Raw genomic sequence first — 19,004 nt, 5'->3', positions numbered from 1 at the left:
TTCATGCGTACGGAAATCCACCCGCTACTGTCGCCCAGCCTGGGCACCCAGCGCAGCATTACCAGTTTTCATTTTGGCCCGGCGGCAGGCAGCGGTGGGTGGCCGCGCAAGGTGTATATCCAGGCCAGCCTGCATGCGGGGGAGATTCCCGGCATGCTGGTGGCCCACCTGCTGCGTCAGCAGTTGGCCGATCTGGAAGCGCGCGGCCTGCTGCAGGCGGAAATCGTGCTGGTGCCGGTGGCTAATCCCATTGGTCTTGCCCAGCAGCTGCACTATCAGCCGCAGGGCCGTTTTGATCTGGAAACCGGTGAAAACTTCAACCGGCTCTATAGCGAGCCCTCGGCACAGATCATCCCGCAGCTGGCGCAGCAACTGACGCCGGATATCGATGCCAACCGCAGCATCATCCGGCAGGCCTTGCGCACTGCCATTGCCGGTCAGGCCGTCAGCAGCGAGCTGCAAAGCCTGCGCCAGACCCTGCATCTGCTGGCGCTGGATGCGGACCTGGTGCTGGATCTGCACTGTGATTTTGCCGGGCCGGTCCATATTTACGCGCATAGCGAACACTGGCCGCTGGTGGAGCCGCTGGCGGCACATCTGCAATGTGGCGCCTCGCTGCTGGCAGATGAATATGGGGTCATGCCTTTTGATGAGGCCATCTTCCTGCCCTGGGCCAAAATCCGCGCGGCATTGCCGCAATTCCCGGTGCCATTCGATAGTGTGGCCGTTACCGTGGAGCTGCGTGGCGAGGGGGATGTCAACTACACGTTGGCAGGACAGGATAGCCAGGCCATCCTGCATTATCTGACTGCGTGTGGCGTGATTTGCGCGCCGCCGGTGGCAGTGCCGGCGCTGCCGCACCCGGCCACGCCGCTGCACGGCTCGGAAACGCTGATTGCACCGCATGCCGGCGTTATCGTGATGCTGGCCGAACTGGGCAGCGTGGTTCATGCCGGAGATGCCATTGCCGATGTGATTGATCCGATTGCTGGTACGGCTACCACCTTGCGCGCCGGAACAGATGGCGTGTTCTATGTGTTTGCCCGCCATCCCTATGTTACGCGTGGCAGTACCGTCGCCAAGATTGCCGGTGCGGCACCCTTGGGCAAGAAAAACCTGCTGGGTGCCTGATTAGACTTCCAGCGGGAAGATGGCAAGAGCAGGAGCCTGATCTGTCGCCTTTTCCGTCCCAAGGCATGGCAGAGCCGGGTTGGCATTCCTGAAAACTTGAAGTTTCATGCCGCTTGCACTGATATTGATAGTGTTGAGCATCCCGCAGGAGAGGAGGGAAAGCATGAGTCGGTATTGCATCTGGTTTGTCACGCCTGACGACACTGTCATGCGTCGTGCCGAGGTTGCCATCAATGGCAGTATTCATTGTCATCAGGTGCTGGAGGAAATAGAAGCCCAGCTGGCGATGGATTGCGGCCTGAGTCAGGTGATGATTGTGGACTGGAAACGATTCGAACAGGTTGAAGGTCAGCCCGTGCCATTGGCCCGGGCAGTTGCCTGAGCCGCCAGGCAGAAACGTCAGGCAATACGCTTGGCAGGACTAGTTCGTCAGATGGAAGAACGGGGTTGGCCTGCATGTTATGATGCCGGCCAACCCCTTTTTATTGGATGTTGTCATCATGTATGTCCTGGGCGTTGCTGGCTATTCCGGCAGTGGCAAGACCACCTTACTGGAAAAGGTCATTCCCTTGTTGTGTGCGGCCGGTGTCGATGTTGCCGTGATCAAGCATACCCATCACGATGTCGATTGGGATCAGCCTGGCAAGGACAGCTGGCGACACCGCGAGGCTGGAGCGCGTCAGGTGCTGCTGGCCGGTGCACGCCGCCGCCTGCTGGTGGAAACCATGCCGCAAGGCAACGATGCCCCGCTGGCAACCCATGTGGCGGCCTTGCGGCCTTGTGACCTGGTGCTGGCCGAAGGCTTCAAGCACGAATCCCATCCCCGGCTGGAGGTCTATGATCCGGCACTGGGACATGCGCCGTTGTGCCTGCATGACCCCGCCGTGCTGGCGCTGATCAGTGATGCCGATATCCCTGTCGATTTACCCCGCTTCCGGCGTGATGATGCCGTCGGCGTGGCCCGTTTCATTCTTGCCCTTCTGGAAACCCAACACGATGCTCACCGTTGATCAAGCACGCGACTGGCTATTGCAGCGCGCCCAGGTTGTCCGCACCACTGAAAGCCTTCCCCTGCTGCAAGCGCTGGGCCGTATCCTGGCCGAGCCGGTGCTGGCTACCGTCGATGTGCCGCCGCAGGACAATAGCGCCATGGACGGCTATGCGCTGAGCAGTGCCGATGGCATCGGCCCGCTGCCGGTATCGCAGCGCATTCCGGCGGGCTGCCAGCCGCAGCCTTTGCAAGCTGGCACGGTGGCGCGCATCTTTACCGGTGCGCCCATTCCTGCCGGTGCTGATGCGGTAGTGATGCAGGAGCAGGCCGAGGTACAGGACGATGGCCAGGTGACGTTTACCCAGCCGGTGAAGCCGGGGCAAAACATCCGCCGGGCTGGCGAGGATATCTGCCAGGGTGCTACCGTGCTGGCTGCCGGGAAAATGCTGACTACGGCTGATCTGGGTTTGGCTGCTTCTATCGGCGTGCCGGTGCTGACGGTTTACCGGCCCTTGCGCGTGGCCGTATTCTTTACCGGTGACGAACTGACCGAGCCTGGCCAGCCGCTGGTACCGGGCCATATCTACAATTCCAACCGTTACTGGCTGGTGCCGGAGCTGATGCGTCTGGGGTGTGAAGTGACTGATCTGGGCATCGTGCCGGATTCGCTCAGCCGTACCCGTGAAATCCTGCAGGATGCGGCGGCGCTGGCCGATGTGATCATGACTTGCGGCGGCGTATCGGTGGGCGAGGAAGACCACGTCAAGGCGGCGGTGGAGGCCGAAGGCAGCCTGGATCTGTGGAAAATTGCCATCAAGCCGGGTAAGCCGCTGGCCAGCGGCAAGGTGGGCCAGGCTGGCTTCATCGGTTTGCCGGGCAACCCGGTTTCCGGCTTTGTCACCTATCAGGTATTGGTCAAGCCCTATCTGCAGCGCTGTGCCGGCTTGCTGACCGAGACCGACACCGCTCCGGCACGATACCCGGCGGGCTTTGCTTGGGAGCGTCCGGATGCGCGCCGGGAAGAGTTTCTACGGGTGAAACTGGTGCAGCAGGATGGCCAGTGGCAGTTGCAACGCTATCCCAATCAGGGCTCCGGTGTGCTTACCTCCTGCGCCTGGGCGGATGGTCTGGTGCGCCTGGCTCCGGGGCAGCAGGTGGTGCCGGGTGACATGCTGGCCTTGTTGTCCATCGCGGTGTAAATATGCCGCTACTGCGTTTTGTCGATGGTAATGAGCAACTGCTGGCCGAGGTGGAAGCCAGTGCCGGCGACTTGCTGCTGGATGTGGCCAGACTGGCTGATGTTCCTCTGCATTGGCGTTGTGGGCAGGGGACATGCGGCACCTGCAAGGTGCGCATCCGTCATGCCGGTCCTGAGCAAGTGGTGATGCCAGCTCGCAAAGAGCGCAATGTGCTGTTGCGGGCCGGTCTGATTGACGCAGGCCTGGCGGGAGCAGAACGCTGGCCGGATATTTCCACCGGCTGGCGGCTGGCCTGCCATGTGCCGGTGGGCGAATACGACTGGCTGGTGGTGTGCCCGCAGGACTGAGCGGCCATCGACCAACGGCTGCAATGCAAAAGCCACAACCGAAGTTGTGGCTTTTTGCTTGTGCGCCGGGGCCCCAGCTCAACTGGATGCCGGGCTGACTACATTGCGCCCGGAGCGCTTGGCAATGTATAGCGCGCCGTCGGCTTCTTCATAAATACGCTGGGCGGTATCGTCCGGCTGCGGAATGCGGGCAGCCACGCCTATGCTACAGGTTACCTTGAGCAGGGGGCTGCCATCGTGCGGCAGGTCCAGATCTTCCAGTCGCTGGCGGAATACCTCGGCGGCATCCACGGCATCCTGCATGCTGGTGCCTGGCATCAGTACGCCAAACTCCTCACCCCCCAGTCTGGCCGGTAATACTCCTTTGCGGCTGAAGGACTCGCGCAGCACATGGGCAACCCGCTTGAGAATGACATCGCCGGCATAGTGACCGTACTGGTCGTTGTAAAGCTTGAAGTGATCAATATCCAGCAGCACGAAAGCCAGCGGCTGCCGGGTATTGCGCTGGCGTTCGATGGCCGGAATGAAAACCTCGTCAAAATGCCGGCGATTGGCTAATTGGGTAAGCCCATCCGTGGTGGCCAGCGTTTGCAGACTGGCCTGGCGTGAGATGAAGCGGGCGAAACCGCATAGCAGCACCAGCAGCATGCTACTGATGGGGGCAAACCAGAGATGCCCCAGTTCAAGCAGCAACAGGCTGCCCATCCCGACAAGCAAGGCCGCTGCTGTATAGATCAGCAGTGCATTGCGTTGCTGGCCGCGCGGGGCAAGGCTGTAGTCCAGCAGCACGATCAGCAGCAGGGTGAGCAAGGCCTGGGCTGGCAGGCTGAGCGGATGGATCAGCGTGCCATCTTGCAGGCCGCGCAGCAGGTAGGCATTGATGACAACACCGGGCATGCCTGCTGCATTGTCTGATACCGGCGTGCCGTGCATGTCGCCAAGACCGGCGGCAGTCACGCCAATCAGCACGATGCGGTTGCGGAAGTAATCCTTGCCGACGCCGGATAAGGCGTCGATGTAGGACAGGCGCTCGAAGGGCAGGTTGCCGCCAGCAAATGGCACCATGACTTCGTCGGCGCGAACCCAGGGCTCATCGCGACCATGAAAGGCATGTGCTGCTGGCGCGGCCGGTTTGCCCTGTGCTACATCCAGAACCGCGCGCGCAAAGCCCGGGTGGTCCGGGCTGCCCAGTCCTGCCCGCAGATAGGTGCGGCGGACCACGCCATCGGTATCGCGTTCGAAATCGGTATGGCCCAGCCGGTTGGATGCCGCCTCGAACAGCGGCAGCGGCCGGGTTTCCGTCAGCCCCTTGGCGTTGCTTTCCGGAAACACCGGGCTGACGACTTTGCCGTTGCGCTGCATGGCGGCAGCCAGTGCCTGATCTGGCTTGCTGCTGGCCAGCGTGCTCTCGGCCAGGGCAATATCCAGGCCGACAGCGCGGGCGGATTGCAGCTGATCCAGCAACCGGGCATGTAGTTCACGTGGCCAAGGCCAACTGCCCATTTCCGCCAGGCTGCGATTGTCCACCTCGATGAGGATGGGGTCGTCCGCTGATTTGTCCAGCGTATGCCAGCTCAGTGCTGCATCGTAAAGCCAGTTATCCAGCCGTTGCAGGGGCGCAGCCAGTACCAGCAGTGCGCCGATAAGGCCGGCAAGCAAGGGCAGCAGTTGCCGTAGCCTGGATTTGCCCGATGCGGATCTGGATGTGTCTGCAGGCATGGACTTACCGGAGATGGATTTCTTCGACGGTTTCCACCGCCTGGTAGCCATGGTCACCGCTTACTTCCAGCCGGGCAAAATACTTGCCGTGTGGCAGCTGTGCCAGCGGCCATGCCGGCAGGGATCTGCTGTTGCGGTAACGGACAGTTTTCATGTCGGCCTGATCGGATAAGGTCAGCGTATAACTGGCGGCGTTGACCGGATAGCGTCGTGCCAGCAGCGATGGCACCGAGTGCCTGAGTGTGGCGAACAGTCCGCGCACGTTGACGGCCTGAGTCTCGCTGTAGGGGCCGGCTTGGCCGCTGGCATCCAGGCGTGCCACGCGCCAGTACCACTGGCCCTTGTCCGGTAGCTCGATGGTGCTGTCGGTTTCGGTTAGCGTGCGTTGCTGGATGATGCTGGCAAAGTCGGTGCTGCGCGCCAGCTGCCATTGCACTGGCCGGGCCGGACTGGCATCCAGGATCAGGGAGAAAGTGTTGCCGCGGATTTCTTGCACGCCATCACTGGCCTGCAGCAGCGGCGGCTGCGGGAAGGCTTTCAGCGTGAAGGTGCGGCTGCTGTCATAGCCTTCTAGTCCATGGGCATTGCGGGCGCGTGCTGATAGCTGGTAATTGCCGTTTTCCGGTAGCGCGGCATATAGCTGCGGGCCTGTTACCGTGCGCTCTACGAGCTGTTGTCCTTGCGCGCCCGGGCCGCGCAGCTTTACCCGATAGGCAACGGCCAGCTGGTCGGCCTGCCATTGCAGCAGCGGCGGATTAAAGCTGCTGGTTGAGGGCAGGGTGCTCAGGTCGGGAGCGGCAGGCAATGCCTCTGGCGGGGTGGGTCTGGCACTGGAGGAGGTCAGGCTGCCAAAGCCGGCTGGTACATCAACCTGCCCCTGCTTGTTGCCATTGACCTTGACCTTGCCGCGCAATACCTCGGTGGCGGTGCTGTCCATGGTTTCCGCACTCACGCGGAATTCGGTGCCACGCACGGTGGTGACCGCTGACGGGGTGCGAATCTGGTAACGCCCCGGCATCAGGATGTTGGGAATCACCGAACTGCCGGCGTTGCCCTTGTCCAGCCTGATTTCGGTTCTGGCCGAGCCGGTGCTGGGGTAGTAGATCTCGTTTTGCAGCTGTGCGTTGGTGTTGGCATTCAGTAGCAGGGTGGAGCCGTCGGCGAAGCGCAGCCTGAGCATGGCATCGTTGCCGGTCTGGAATTGCACACCCTTGGGGTAGCACATGTCTTTGCTGATGGGCAGTGATTTGCCACTGGCGTCATGCGCGCTGATTTCACCGGAGAATTCCTCGATCTGGGCCGTGGAAGGTTGCTGCTTGACCCAGAGGTAGGGCACCTTGATGCGGCTGCCGTGGGACAGGCGGTAGGGGTCGGCAATATGGTTTAGCTTTTGCAGGCGCGGCACATAGGCCGGGGACGATAAATGCTGGTCGGCAAAGGTCCACAGCGAATCACCCGGCTTGACCAGATATTCCCAGCTGGCACTGTCGATGCCGGAAGCAGCATGGACATGGCTGCAAAGTAAAATCACACCTGTAATTGGGATAATTCTCATAGACAGTCTTGCAAAAAAATGGGCGCAACTAACGCAGAGTATCTGCATGGTAAGCCCCTTGCATGAGAATGCAACAGTGCGTGGTTAGTCAGCCTGTATTGTTTTGTTCTTGTAATAAAAATCAGGCCAACCTGTAAGGGTTGGCCTGCCAATGTCTGCAAAGGACGGAGCAGATGAAGAAATGCCTGGTTGTCAGCTGGTGCGCATGCGCTCGCTGCGGCCGCGCAGCCATTCCAGCGTCAACAGCAGCAGGATGGAGAAGCCGATCAGCAAGGTGGCCGCCGCCGCAATGGTGGGGCTGAGGTTTTCGCGAATGCCGCTGAACATCTGGCGCGGGAGGGTGGCTTGTTCCGGGCCGGCCAGGAACAGGGTCACCACCACCTCGTCAAACGAGGTGGCAAAAGCAAACAGCGCACCCGAAATCACGCCCGGCGCAATCAGCGGCAGGGTGATGCGGAAGAAGGTGGTGATGGGCGACGCACCCAGATTAGCTGCGGCGCGGGTCAGATTGTGGTTATAGCCCTGCAGGGTGGCGGTCACCGTGATGATGACAAACGGTACACCCAGCGCGGCGTGTTCCAGGATCAGCGTGGTGTAGCTGTTGTCCATGCCCAGCGGGGCAAAGAACAGGTAGCTGGCCACACCGACAATCACCACCGGCACCACCATCGGCGAAATCAGCAGGAACATGATGATGCCCTTGCCGCGGAATTCGCCACGGGTCAGGCCGATGGAGGCCAGGGTGCCCAGCACCATGGCCAGCACGGTGGCGGCCGGGGCCACGATCATGCTGTTTTGCAAGGAGCGGATCCACTCCGGTGCGCTGAACAGGTCCTGATACCAGCGGAAGGAGAAGCCGGTCAGCGGGTACACCAGGAAAGAGCCTTCGTTGAAGGACAGCGGAATGATCACCAGCACCGGCAGGATCAGGAACAGCAGGGTCAGACCGCTGGTAATGCGCAGAACGTAGTGCCACACCTTTTCGATGGGCGACATGGTCGGGTTCAGCATGGTTATGTCTCCGTGAAGGGTGAGGGTTAGCCCAGGCGCAGGCTCTTGGCGCCTACCAGCCAGTTGTAAACGATGTACAGGACCATGGTGGCTGCCAGCAGCAGGCCGCCCAGTGCGGTTGCCATGCCCCAGTTGATCGAGGTGTTGGTGTAGAAGGCGACGAAGTAGCTCACCATCTGGTCGTTCGGGCTACCCAGCAGGGCCGGGGTGATGTAGTAGCCGATGGACAGGATGAACACCAGCAGGGCACCGGCACTGATACCGGCCACGGTCTGCGGGAAGTACACGCGCCAGAAGCTGGCAAACGGGTGGCAGCCCAGCGAGATGGCGGCCTTCATGTAGCTTGGCGAAATGCCTTTCATCACGCTGTAGATGGGCAGGATCATGAAGGGCAGCAGGATGTGCACCATGGAGATGTAGACGCCGGTGCGGTTGAACACCAGTTGCAGCGGGTGATCGATGATGCCCAGCCACTCCATGGTGGAGTTGATCAGGCCGCCCGATTGCAGCAGTACGATCCAGGCGGCAACCCGTACCAGTACGGAGGTCCAGAACGGCAGCAGTACCAGAATCATCAGCAGGTTGCTGCTGCGGGTGGGCAGGTTCACCAGCAGGTAGGCCAGCGGGTAAGCCAGGGCCAGCGCAATGGCGGTCACCACCAGGCTCATCCAGAAGGTGCGGGTGAAAATTTCCAGGTAAATGGCCTGGTCCGGCGAAGAGCGGCTGATTTCGCCCAGGTCATCCACGCGATGGTCCATGGCGGCCAGCAGGTAGAACGGCGTCTGGCTGCTGGTGTTGCGGCGGATGGCCTGCCAGTAGGCCGGGTCACCCCAGCGCTCGTCCAGATTGGTCAGCGCGTCCTTGTAGGACTTGGGGGCCGGGTCCATCGGCAGGGCGCGGGCAGTTTTGTTCAGCAGGCTGCGATAGCCGGCTACTTCCATGTTCAGGCGCTTGCCCAGATCGCCCAGTTTCTGGTCGTCGTGAGCTTGCTGGATGTCTTGTGCCGCGGCGGCATACACCGTTTCGGGCGGCAGGGCACGGCCGCTCCAGCTGGAGATGGCCTTGACCGTGTGCGGCATGGCGTCAACCACTTCCGGGTTGTTGACGCTCTTGAACAGCAGGCTGGTGATGGGCAAGACAAACACCAGCAGGATAAACAGCACCAGCGGCAGAATCAGCAGCTGTGATTTCAGCTTGTTCATGCGCTCGGCGCGGGCCAGTTTCTGCTTCAGAGAACGGCCGGCCTCCGGCTGGGTGGCTGCGACAGCGGTGGTGGGTGCAGAGGAAGCGGTCATTCTTCCGGCTCCGGATCAGGTAAGGGGTGAAAACCCCCTGGGGATGAACCCCCGAGGGGGCGGACCTGCTACCGGCAGATATCACCGGCAGCAGTCATGCGTATTGCAGCTGCTTATTTGGCAGCCCAGGCGTTGAAGCGTTGTTCCAGCGATTCGCCGTAGTCAGCCCAGAAAGCCACATCCACGGCTACACCGTTCTTGATGTTTTGCGGAGCGGTCGGCAGGTCGGCAACCAGTTTCTTGTCCAGCAGCGGTACGGCTTTCTTGTTGGTCGGGCCGTAGGCGATATTCTGCGAGTACACTTTCTGGTTTTCCGGCTTGCTGGCGAAAGCGATGAACTTCAGCGCAGCGTCCTTGTTCGGGGAGCCCTTCGGAATGGCCCAGGAGTCGAAGTCATACATGCCACCGGTCCATACGATCTTCAGGTTCTTGCCTTCCTTCTGGGTGTTGGCGATACGACCGTTGTAGGCCGAGCTCATCACCACGTCGCCGGATACCAGGTATTGCGGCGGTTGTGCGCCGGCTTCCCACCACTGGATGTTCGGCTTCAGCTGGTCCAGCTTCTTGAAGGCGCGGTCAACACCAGCCGGGGTGGCCAGAACCTTGTACACGTCTTTCGGCGCTACGCCGTCAGCCATCAGGGCCACTTCCAGGGTGTACTTGGCACCCTTGCGCATGCCGCGCTTGCCCGGGAACTTCTTCACGTCCCAGAAATCTTTCCAGCCGCTCGGACCAACCTTCAGCTTGTCGGCGTTGTAGGCCAGTACGGTAGACCATACGAAGATGCCCACGCCGCAGGACTGGGCAGCGCCCGGTACGAAGTCAGCCTTGTTGCCGATCTTGCTGTAGTCCAGCTTTTCGAACATGCCTTCGTCACAACCGCGGGCCAGTTCCGGGGATTCCACTTCCAGGACATCCCAGGACACGCTCTTGGTGTCGACCATGGCTTTGACCTTGGCCATTTCGCCGTTGTATTCGCCGCCTACCACCTTGATGCCGGTAGATTTGGTGAACGGTGCGTAGTAGGCCTTTTCCTGGGCGGCCTTGTTGGCGCCACCAAAGGAAATCACGGTCAGGTCAGCTGCTTGGGCAGCCTGAGCGCAACAAGCGGCCACAACCGCCAGCGAAAGAGCTTTCATGCATTTCTTCATTTGATAGTTCTCCATATTGTTTTGGGACTACAACTACACGCACTCACTCGCACGCACTCATTCAGCCAGTTCGACAGGATCGAGCGCTCTTACGTGTTCTACATTCCAGCCCAGGGAAATCACGTCGCCCACGGACAGCTTGGGGTCCAGGGTGGCAATAGGCTGTTTGACGATAAAACTGGAGTTGCCGCAGGCTTCCAGGCGGATACGCACGTGGTCACCCAGGTAGATGAATTCGCGCACGCGGCCAGAGAAGCGGTTCTGCTCCTGCTGCACGTTCAGATTGATGCGCTCCGGGCGGATGGACAGCGATACCGGTGCGCCAGGGGCGGCATCGTGAATGGCCATGGCTTCCACGCGCTCGCCGTTTTCCAGGCCAACGGTACAGCGCTCGCCATCGCGGCTGAGCAGCTTGCCGTGCAGGCGGTTGTTTTCGCCAATGAAGTTGGCCACAAAGGTGTTGCGCGGGTGTTCGTACAGGTTTTGCGGGCTGTCGATCTGCTGGATTTCACCCTGGTGGAACACGGCCACGCGGTCGGACATGGTCAGCGCTTCGCTCTGGTCGTGGGTCACGTACACCACGGTCACGCCCAGACGTTCGTGCAGATGCTTGATTTCCATCTGCATGTGTTCGCGCAGCTGCTTGTCGAGAGCACCCAGCGGTTCGTCCATCAGTACCAGTTGCGGTTCGAACACCAGGGCGCGGGCCAGGGCAACACGCTGTTGCTGACCACCGGACATCTGGCCGGGGTAGCGGTTGGCAAACTTGTCCAGCTGCACCATGGACAGCGCGCGCTTCACCCGTTCGGTGACGTCGGTCTTGTCCATGCCGCGCACCTTCAGCGGGAAGGCCAGGTTTTCGGACACGGTCATGTGCGGGAACAGTGCGTAGTTCTGGAACACCATGCCGATGTCGCGCTTGTGCGGCGGCACACGGTTGAGCGAACGTTCGCCCAGCATGATTTCACCGGCAGTCGGGGTCTCGAAGCCGGCCAGCATCATCAGGCTGGTGGTCTTGCCGGAGCCGGACGGTCCCAGCAGGGTGAGGAACTCACCCTTGCGGATATCCAGATTGAGGTCCTTGACGATCAGGGTCTCGCCGTCGTAGCTCTTTTGTACGTTCTTGAAGCGGACCAGGATGTCGCTTGCACTCGTTTCAGCCATGACCACTCCTGTTGTTTAAATGGTGATGACTGAATTGTAAAAACCCGATGACAGCAGGGATATCGGCCAGCGGCGGATTTTGCTGTCAGGAAATTTGCTGATGCCTTGTAGGGCGATTCCTACACGACGTCAGCATAGGGACTGCTGCATTGCGGTATCAGCCAGCTGCCAGCAAAGCCTGGATGCTGCCGTAGAGTGCGGCAGCATCTACCGGCTTGTGCAGCAATACCGCGCCGCTGGACTGGGCCTCGCGCAGACGGTTGGGGGCAGTGTCGCCGGTCATGATAATGGACGGAATGTTGCGGCCCAGCTGTTGGCAAATCTGCTTGAGCACCTGCTGGCCGGTCTGGTTGCCACGCAGGCGGTAATCGGCAATCACCACCCTGGGCTGGAAGCTGTCCAGACAATCCAGTGCTTCGGCACCGCCTTCTACCGTGAGAATGTGACAGCCCCAGCAGCCCAACAGCGCCTCCATGGCCGAGCGCACCGCGTAATCGTCATCAATCACCAGCACCGGCACGGCCTGCAAGGGCAGCTGGCGCGGCGTGCTGCCGACGGTTTCGGCCAGCTCCGGCTGGCTACTGGCCAGCGGCATGTGCAGGCGGAACACCGAGCCGCGGCCAGGACGGGATTGCAGCTCCACCTTCAGGCCCATGGTCAGGGCCAGGCCACGCACAATGGCCAATCCCAGCCCCAGGCCCTTGCGCCGGTCGCGCTCCGGATTGCCCAGTTGGTGGAATTCGCGGAACACCTCTTGCTGCTGGGCCGGCGGAATGCCGATGCCGCTATCCCATACCTCGATCAGCAAATGCTCGCCTCGCTGCCGACAGCCAATCAGGATGCCGCCGCTCTGGGTATAGTTGATGGCATTGCTGATGAGGTTGCGCAGGATCAGCTCCAGCAGGCTGGGGTCGGTATGCACATGCACCGCGGATTCCCTCACCCGGAATACCAGGTTCTTGCCATTGGCCAGCGGCGCGAATTCACATTCCAGCTTGTACAGAATGCTTTGCAGTGCCACCTGGCGTGGCCTGGCCTCGATCACGCCGGCCTCCAGCTTGGAGAAGTCCAGCAGGGTGTCCAGCATTTCGCAGGCGGCAGAGGCCGATGCCTCGATATGTTCCAGCAGTTCTTGCTGACGCGGATTCAGCGTGGTGGTTTTCAGCGTGGCCAGAAACAGCCCCAGTGCATGCATGGGCTGGCGCAAATCGTGGCTGGCCGAAGCCAGAAACACCAGCTTGGCACGGTTGGCTTCTTCTGCCTCGTGCAAGGCCTCAGCCGCACGGCCGGTCTGCTCGCGCAGCTGGTCTACCAGCTCGGTATTTTCAAAACGCAGTTCGATCGAGCGCCGGGCCACCCGGGCGTAATTCAGGGCAAATATCAGCAGTACCAGCAGAAACAGTGGTACGCCGAGAAACATCGGCAGATAGGCAAGATTGCCGGTGGCCAGGAATACCCCCCATACCGGCAGGATGGACGGGATGAAAAAACCGACCGCCACTGGCAGGCAGGGAGAGAAAATGGCCAGTGCCGCCGCGCTCATGCCGGCAATCATCGACAGCAGGCTGATGGCCGTGGGCGGGAAGTTGAGGTCCATGTACAGGCCGCCGGCTATGCCCCACATGCTGCCCAGAAAGACCAGCAGCAGTGTCATGCAGCGCGCATAGTAAGGTGCCCGGGCTTCAGTCAGCCGGTCGCGGATACGGAAGCGACCGAAATGACCGGCAGCGCAGCCCACACCCATCAGCGCAGACCAGCCCATGGTGTCGACATTACCGGTGCTGACATACACCCCCATCGCCATCAGCAATGACGCTACAAAACAGCCCAGCATGGCAATGCCAAAGCTATGGTCTATCAGCTCCATCTGCGCGGCCAGCAGGCGCGGCGGGTCGAAGCGTGGCCACAGCATCAGCGCATCACCTGTACCAGCCCGCGCCGCTGTGCTTCCAGTACCGCCTCGGTACGGCTGTAAACGCCAAACTGCTCCAGAATGGCGGCCACATGTACGCGCACAGTGTTTTCTGACAGGCCCAGGCTATTGGCAATGGCCTTGTTGGAGCGGCCCAGACACAGCTCGCTCAGTACTTCCAGCTGGCGCGGAGTCAATTGTGAATGGCGATTGCCGCTTGCAGCCGGTGTGGCGGAATCCATTACTTCGCCGCGCAGGCAGCGCTCCAGCGCTTCGTCGATCTGCGCCACGCTGGCCGATTTGGTCAGCACGCCGGCAATGCCAGGCGTGGCGGCGGCCTGCTCCGGGCTGGCCGACAGGATGATAATGCGGGCCGACTGGAAATAGCGTTGCAGCACATTGACGCCATCCAGCCCGTTCAGTCCGGGCAGCTGGATGTCCAGCAAAATGATGTCTACTGGCGTACTGCCGAACTGGTGGATGGCATCCATTACGGTGCCGGCTTCGAGAATGTCGCCAACCTTGTCGTTGTTTTCCAGCACCAGGCGCAAGCCGGTACGGAACAAGGCGTGGTCGTCGATGAGGAGCAGTCTGGCGCTAAGCATGTTTGGGTGTCTGTCGCTGATTGGGATGTAGGGTGCCGGGGGCTGCAGGGCCGTCCGTCCGCCCGTGTTTCCTTGATGGGCGCGTCATGTCAAGAGGATGAAAATTGGCTGAAAGGCAAATATGTCCTGTTTTCAGAGAATAGCAAAGCTTTTCTCTGTTTTTCCGGGAAATGTTCACGCCTGATGGCTGGATTGCCGGTTTAGCATCTGGCCTAGCGTATCGTGCAGCACTGAAGGTGGCACCGGCTTGTGCAGCAGCGGCAGCCCGCTCTCGGTGGCCTCGCGCAGTCGCGCCGGGGCAGTGTCGCCAGTCAGCAGCAGGGCCGGAATATCCTGTCCTAGTGCCGCCCGGATGGCCCGGATGGCATCGGTGCCACTTTTTTGTTCGCGCAGCCGGTAGTCGCTGATCAGCAAGTCCGGCTTGCAGTGGTTTAGCAAGGGCAGGGCAGTTTCCAGTGATTCCGTGGCCAGGCATTGGCAGCCCCAGCTTTGCAGCAGCAGCACCATGCTGCTGCGGACGATTTCATCATCCTCAACCAGCAGAATGGTGGCGCAGGGCAGTAGCCGGGTAATGGCCGCTGGCGCGGCAGCTGGCACGGCGTCGTGCTTGGTGCTGTCGACGCGCGGCAGGCTCAGACGAAACACGCTGCCAAGGCCTGGGCGGGACTGCAGTTGTAAAGGATGCTGCAGCAACTGGGCCAGACCATGCACGATGGCTAGCCCAAGCCCCAGGCCTTTCTTGCGGTCGCGTTCGGGATTGCCAAGCTGGTGGAACTCGACAAAGATTTCCTGCTGGTGGTGCGGGTCGATGCCGATGCCGCTATCCCAGACTTCCAGTTGCAGCTGATTGCCACGGCGGCGACAGCCAATCAGGATGCCGCCTTCCTGGGTGTAGCGGATGGCATTGCTGATGAGATTGCGCAGGATAAGCTCGATCAGTGACGGGTCGGACAGGACCAGCTCTGCCGTGTCGTGCGTGCGGTAAAACAGGCCCTTGCTATTTGCAAGCGGGGCCAGTTCCCTTTCCATCTTGTTGAGCAGTGCTTGCAGGGCAAAGGCCTGTCGTTGTGGCGTAATCACGCCGGCTTCCACGCGAGAATAGTCCAGCAGGCTGTGCAGCATTTCCGCCGAGGCATTGGTGGCGCTCTGGATATTAGCCAGCAAGTCCTGCTGTCTGGGTGTCAGCTCGGTTTTGCCCAGCACCTCCAGAAACAGGCCCTGGGCGTGGATGGGCTGGCGCAGGTCGTGACTGGCTGCAGCCAGAAAACGCGATTTGGCGATATTGGCCTGCTCCGCCTCCTGCTGGGCGTGGCGCGAGTCGGCCGATGCCTGACGCAGTCGGTCGACCAGCTCCAGGTTTTCAAAGCGCAGTTCGATGGCCCCACGGGCGGCCTGTGCGCTGTTGCGGGCCTGCATCAGCAAGGTGGCCAGATACATGATGGCGGCCAACCCCAGCGCATTGAGCGCCACGGCATCCGACTGCATGGCCTTGAGCGCAATCATGCCCAGTTCCAGCGTGATGAAGCCGATAAAGACCGGCAGCACTGGTGACAGGATGGACATGGAGTTACCCGCCACGCCCGAAAGCACGGCAATGGCCAGAATCCAGCTGGGCGGCGATGCCGGGTTCAGACCCACCCACATCAGGCTGCCCCAGGCAGCACCGTCGATGGCGTGCAGCAGCACCAGCCGCCGCCGCAGCGCGGGCAGACGGGCGGGGAGGATTTCGCGGGACAGGATGCGGCGGGCATCGATGATGTCGATCAGCTTGGAGGCGATGACCACCACGCACCACACGGTCAGCCGCAGCGGGTCGGCCTCATGCTGCAAGGCATAGGCCACCAGCAATACCACCAGGATGCCGGGCAGCACGGAGCTGCCCAGATTGTTGAGCAGGAGTCGGATCTGTTCGATCCGTACTTTCTCCTGCGATGAATCTTCCAGATTGTTGATCATGAATGATGTGCTGGCCACAAGGCGGGCTACCCGGGCTTGTCTTGTTTTCTCTTCGATCTTGGCCGGCATGTGCATGCGGCATGGCTTTGTCGCCCATTATAGTCCGCAGCCCTGTCTGTTCTGCCAGTCAATCTGTGCTCGGTCATCGCTTGTGTGACACGGTCAAGACAAATGCTGTCAGCAGTGTGTGGGCAAGGGCAGCTCTTGATGCGGATCAAGTCTTTTTCTGCTGGGCCTGTTGCGACATTAAAATCAATATATAGTGTTTTGAAATTTTAAATCACTACATATTGTTATGAAAAATACTGTACTGGTGAATCCGCTTGCCACGCTGGACGAATACCTCAGCCGCGCCGACTGGCGCGTATCCGCCAATGCCAATCAGGGCTACAGCCTGGGCGGGATGATACTCAACGCCGCCGGCAAGCTGACGGCCAACTACTGGCTGGACGGCATCTACCCGCCGGAAGTGGCTCAGGCCCACCGCGAGGCGGACTTCCATCTGCATGATCTGGACGTGCTGGCCGGTTACTGCGCTGGCTGGTCGCTGCGCCAGTTGCTGCATGAAGGTTTCAATGGTGTGCCTGGGCGAGTGGAGTCCGCGCCGCCGCGCCACCTGGGTTCAGCACTGGGGCAGATGGTGAATTTTCTTGGCACCTTGCAGAACGAATGGGCTGGTGCGCAGGCTTTCTCCAGTGTGGATACCTATCTGGCACCCTTTATCAAACGCGATGGCCTCAGCGATGCCCAGGTAGAGCAGGCGCTGCAGGAGTTTGTCTACAACCTTAATGTCCCTTCGCGCTGGGGCACGCAAACCCCGTTTACCAACCTCACCTTTGACTGGATCTGCCCGACCGACCTGGCCGGACAGATTCCGCTGATTGCCGGCGAGGAAATGCCGTTCTGCTATGGCGACTGTCAACACGAAATGGACCAGATCAACCGCGCCTTCCTGCGCGTGATGAGTGAGGGCGATGCCCATGGTCGGGCGTTTACATTTCCCATTCCCACCTACAACATCACCCCGGATTTCGATTGGGACAGTCCCAATGCCGAATTGCTGTTCGACCTGACTGCACGCTACGGCCTGCCGTATTTCCAGAATTTTCTTAATTCCGATCTGGAGCCGCAGATGGTGCGCTCCATGTGCTGCCGCCTGCAACTGGACCTGCGCGAGCTGCTCAAGCGCGGCAACGGCCTGTTTGGCAGCGCCGAGCAAACCGGCTCGCTGGGCGTGGTCACCCTCAACTGCGCACGGCTGGGCTACCGCTTCAAGGGCAACTGGCCCGGCCTGCTGGCAGAAACCGACCGCTTGCTGGAACTGGCCCGCATCAGCCTGGAAATCAAGCGCGAGCGGGTACAGGGCTGGATGGATGATGGCCTGTATCCCTATACCAAGCGCTATCTGGGCACGCTGCGCAATCATTTTTCCACCGTGGGGGTGAATGGCATCAACGAACTGGTGCGTAACTACACCGCCGATGCCGAGGACATCACCAGCCTGGCAGGTCAGCAACTGGCATTGGAGCTGCTGGATCACATCCGTGCACGCATGGTGCAAATGCAGGAAGACACCGGCCATCTGTACAACCTGGAAGCCACCCCGGCCGAAGGCACCACCTACCGTTTTGCCCGTGAAGACCGCAAGCGCTTTGCCGACATCCTGCAGGCCGGTCCGGCGGACAAACCTTATTACACCAACTCCAGCCAGCTGCCGGCCGGGCATACCGACGACCCCTTCCTGGCCTTGCAGCATCAAGAGCCGCTGCAACGTCGCTATACCGGCGGCACCGTGCTGCATCTGTACATGACCGAGGCTGTCAGCTCCGCCGCAGCCTGCAAGCAGCTGGTGCGCCGCTCGCTGCAGCGCTTCCGCCTGCCCTATATCACGGTGACGCCCACTTTCTCGGTTTGCCCGCAGCATGGCTACCTGAGCGGTCATCACGAATTCTGCCCCAAGTGCGATGCCGAACTGCTGGCCCGCGCGACGGCAGTCACCGCGCCCGGCTGCCTCTGAGTGCCTAATCCCCACCCTTCACAGGAGAACAACATGTCACATCAAACCGAAATCAAACAGGCCGAACAGCTGGACCCGGCACTGCGCACCCGTTGCGAAGTATGGACCCGCGTAATGGGCTATTTCCGCCCGGTATCCGCCTTCAACACAGGCAAGCAGGGTGAATTTGCCGAGCGTCTGCATTTTGATGAACAGCATCTGCATCACTGAGCAGCGGCTACCGGCCAGCCGCAGCGACTTGCCGCTGGCCGGTATCGAGCCGTTTTCCAGTTGCGACTGGCCAGGACAACTGGTAGCCACCGTGTTTGTCGCCGGCTGCCCCTGGCGTTGCGGCTACTGTCACAACCCGGACCTGCAGGCGCGCAGCAAGGGCGTGCTGGACTGGGACACCGCCCGGGCCGTATTGGTACAGCGGGCCGGCTTTCTGGATGGCGTAGTGTTTTCCGGTGGCGAACCCACACTGGCTCCGCAGCTGGGCGAGTGGATGCAGGACGCCCGCCAGCTGGGCATGGCCATTGGCCTGCACACGGCAGGCATCTATCCGCAGCGGCTGGCAGCACTCAAGGGCTTGGTGGACTGGATAGGGCTGGACATCAAGGCCGCGCCCGGCGGCGTGGATGCCGTCACCGGCGTGCCGGGCAGCGAGGCGCGCATGTGGCAGGCGCTGGATATTGCACTGGCCAGCGGAGCCGCGCTGGAATGCCGCACCACGCTGGACCCGCGAGTGATGACAGCAGACAGCCTGTACCGCCTGGCGGCAACGCTACAGGCCAAAGGCGTCACCCATGCCGCCCTGCAACAGGGCAGGGATAGCCAGGGTCAGCCACTGTTCGACGCCGCACAATGGCCGGGCAGGGCGGTGCTGGACGACTGGCAGCGGCGCTTTTGCCAGTTCAACTGGCGTCACGCCTAGTTCTCACGCATTTTGTGTCTGCGCGCCCGCGCAAGACT

Annotated in this window: 16 protein-coding genes and 1 pseudogene; 7 read left to right on the top strand and 10 right to left on the bottom strand. The window is 61.1% G+C overall.

Annotated elements, in window-relative coordinates; genetic code table 11:
• Window positions 1–3: 3 nt before the first annotated feature.
• The gene (locus QVF59_RS00280) at window positions 4–1,131 is read left to right on the top strand and encodes a succinylglutamate desuccinylase/aspartoacylase family protein (RefSeq protein WP_287876664.1); all 1,128 of its coding nucleotides are present in this window, start codon (window positions 4–6) and stop codon (window positions 1,129–1,131) included.
• Here QVF59_RS00280 and QVF59_RS00275 read toward each other — a convergent pair whose 3' ends face one another.
• Complete coding sequence (locus tag QVF59_RS00275; RefSeq protein WP_159877119.1) at window positions 1,132–1,296, bottom strand: hypothetical protein; 165 nt, start codon at window positions 1,294–1,296, stop codon at window positions 1,132–1,134.
• Here QVF59_RS00275 and QVF59_RS00270 point away from each other — a divergent pair.
• From QVF59_RS00270 to QVF59_RS00255, 4 genes are all read left to right on the top strand, one after another.
• Window positions 1,295–1,513 carry a hypothetical protein gene (locus tag QVF59_RS00270; protein ID WP_159877117.1) on the top strand — a complete coding sequence of 73 codons (219 nt, stop codon included), beginning with the start codon at window positions 1,295–1,297 and terminating at the stop codon, window positions 1,511–1,513. The genes QVF59_RS00275 and QVF59_RS00270 overlap by 2 nt on opposite strands.
• Before the next feature lie 118 nt (window positions 1,514–1,631).
• Window positions 1,632–2,141 carry a molybdopterin-guanine dinucleotide biosynthesis protein B gene (gene mobB, locus QVF59_RS00265; RefSeq protein ID WP_287876661.1) on the top strand — a complete coding sequence of 170 codons (510 nt, stop codon included), beginning with the start codon at window positions 1,632–1,634 and terminating at the stop codon, window positions 2,139–2,141.
• On the top strand, window positions 2,128–3,321 hold the full coding sequence (locus QVF59_RS00260; protein ID WP_287876660.1) for a molybdopterin molybdotransferase MoeA: 1,194 nt from the start codon (window positions 2,128–2,130) through the stop codon (window positions 3,319–3,321). Before mobB ends, QVF59_RS00260 begins: the two co-directional genes overlap by 14 nt.
• 2 nt (window positions 3,322–3,323) lie before the next feature.
• Window positions 3,324–3,668 (top strand): 2Fe-2S iron-sulfur cluster-binding protein, encoded by a 345-nt coding sequence (locus QVF59_RS00255; protein ID WP_159877111.1) that lies wholly within the window; start codon window positions 3,324–3,326, stop codon window positions 3,666–3,668.
• Between the two features lie 78 nt (window positions 3,669–3,746).
• Here QVF59_RS00255 and QVF59_RS00250 read toward each other — a convergent pair whose 3' ends face one another.
• From QVF59_RS00250 to QVF59_RS00210, 9 genes are all read right to left on the bottom strand, one after another.
• On the bottom strand, window positions 3,747–5,387 hold the full coding sequence (locus QVF59_RS00250; RefSeq protein WP_287876658.1) for a CHASE2 domain-containing protein: 1,641 nt from the start codon (window positions 5,385–5,387) through the stop codon (window positions 3,747–3,749).
• 4 nt (window positions 5,388–5,391) lie between these two features.
• A complete protein-coding gene (locus QVF59_RS00245; RefSeq protein ID WP_287876656.1) occupies window positions 5,392–6,942 on the bottom strand; it encodes a FecR family protein in 1,551 nt (516 codons plus the stop codon).
• A 192-nt stretch (window positions 6,943–7,134) separates the two neighbouring features.
• On the bottom strand, window positions 7,135–7,953 hold the full coding sequence (locus tag QVF59_RS00240; RefSeq protein WP_159877105.1) for an ABC transporter permease: 819 nt from the start codon (window positions 7,951–7,953) through the stop codon (window positions 7,135–7,137).
• Between the two features lie 26 nt (window positions 7,954–7,979).
• Window positions 7,980–9,248 (bottom strand): ABC transporter permease, encoded by a 1,269-nt coding sequence (locus tag QVF59_RS00235; protein ID WP_287876653.1) that lies wholly within the window; start codon window positions 9,246–9,248, stop codon window positions 7,980–7,982.
• 113 nt (window positions 9,249–9,361) lie between these two features.
• Window positions 9,362–10,387 carry an ABC transporter substrate-binding protein gene (locus QVF59_RS00230; protein ID WP_240902457.1) on the bottom strand — a complete coding sequence of 342 codons (1,026 nt, stop codon included), beginning with the start codon at window positions 10,385–10,387 and terminating at the stop codon, window positions 9,362–9,364.
• 69 nt (window positions 10,388–10,456) lie between these two features.
• Entirely contained in the window at window positions 10,457–11,563 is a 1,107-nt protein-coding gene (locus QVF59_RS00225; protein ID WP_159877099.1) for an ABC transporter ATP-binding protein, read from the bottom strand.
• Window positions 11,564–11,720: 157 nt separating this feature from the next.
• Window positions 11,721–13,475, bottom strand: a complete 1,755-nt coding sequence (locus QVF59_RS00220) for an ATP-binding response regulator (RefSeq protein WP_287876652.1) — start codon at window positions 13,473–13,475, stop codon at window positions 11,721–11,723.
• Window positions 13,475–14,080 (bottom strand): response regulator transcription factor, encoded by a 606-nt coding sequence (locus QVF59_RS00215; RefSeq protein WP_159877095.1) that lies wholly within the window; start codon window positions 14,078–14,080, stop codon window positions 13,475–13,477. The genes QVF59_RS00220 and QVF59_RS00215 overlap by 1 nt, the downstream gene beginning before the upstream one ends.
• Window positions 14,081–14,254: 174 nt before the next feature.
• Entirely contained in the window at window positions 14,255–16,036 is a 1,782-nt protein-coding gene (locus tag QVF59_RS00210; protein ID WP_159877093.1) for an ATP-binding response regulator, read from the bottom strand.
• Between the two features lie 295 nt (window positions 16,037–16,331).
• Here QVF59_RS00210 and QVF59_RS00205 point away from each other — a divergent pair.
• Together QVF59_RS00205 and QVF59_RS00200 are read left to right on the top strand one after the other, a co-directional pair.
• A pseudogene (locus tag QVF59_RS00205) lies at window positions 16,332–18,263 on the top strand (ribonucleoside triphosphate reductase).
• Window positions 18,241–18,966: an anaerobic ribonucleoside-triphosphate reductase activating protein gene (locus QVF59_RS00200; RefSeq protein ID WP_287876651.1), complete on the top strand. Its 726-nt coding sequence runs from the start codon at window positions 18,241–18,243 to the stop codon at window positions 18,964–18,966. Before QVF59_RS00205 ends, QVF59_RS00200 begins: the two are co-directional and overlap by 23 nt.
• Window positions 18,967–19,004: the final 38 nt, after the last annotated feature.

Origin of the sequence: Aquitalea sp., assembly GCF_030150775.1 — a bacterium.
Taxonomy (GTDB): domain Bacteria; phylum Pseudomonadota; class Gammaproteobacteria; order Burkholderiales; family Chromobacteriaceae; genus Aquitalea; species Aquitalea denitrificans.
The sequence above is the reverse complement of the archived record's forward strand: the minus strand, read 5'-3'. Positions and strand labels throughout refer to the sequence as shown.